The organism is Vibrio sp. Y176 (assembly GCF_033438945.1).
The window spans coordinates 1-652 of the sequence record NZ_JAWOQS010000655.1 but is presented as its reverse complement, the minus strand read 5'-3'; the positions used below and the strand labels follow the sequence as shown (position 1 = coordinate 652).

General features: G+C 45.6%; 1 protein-coding gene. It reads left to right on the top strand.

Annotated elements, in window-relative coordinates:
• Positions 1–652 (top strand): polyprenyl synthetase family protein (locus R7O13_RS27890; protein ID WP_318305327.1); only part of this gene is annotated, 652 nt, incomplete at both ends.

Here is a 652-nt window from a genome sequence, read left to right as displayed (position 1 = left end):
CAGACATGCGCCGTGGAAAAGCGACAGCGAATGCTGCGTTTGGTAATGCCGCGAGCGTACTTGTTGGGGACTTTATTTACACTCGCTCATTTCAGATGATGACTGAGCTAGGATCCATGAAGATCCTTCAACTAATGAGTAATGCAGTAAATGTGATCGCCGAAGGTGAAGTTCAACAGTTGATGAACTGTAACGATCCTGACACGACCGAAGAAAGCTACATGCAAGTCATCTACTCAAAGACTGCACGCTTGTTCGAGTCTGCAACGCAAATTGGCGCAATCTTAAATGATGCTCCAGAACACGTTGAATTGGCTCTGCAGAATTATGGTAAATACCTAGGCACTGCATTCCAGCTTATTGATGATGTGATGGACTACACATCCGATGGCGAAGACATGGGCAAAAACGTTGGTGATGATTTGGCTGAAGGAAAACCGACACTGCCTCTGTTGCATGCAATGCGTAATACGACGCCAGAAAATGCGCTGATGATTCGCGAAGCGATTGAAAAAGCCAATGGCATGGAACGCTTAGATGAAATCCTAGCCGTTATGAAAGAGGCTGGTTCGTTAGAATACACTACGCAGAAAGCGTTAGAAGAAGCAGATAAGGCGATCGCTGAACTGGAAGTACTACCAGAATCAGAATA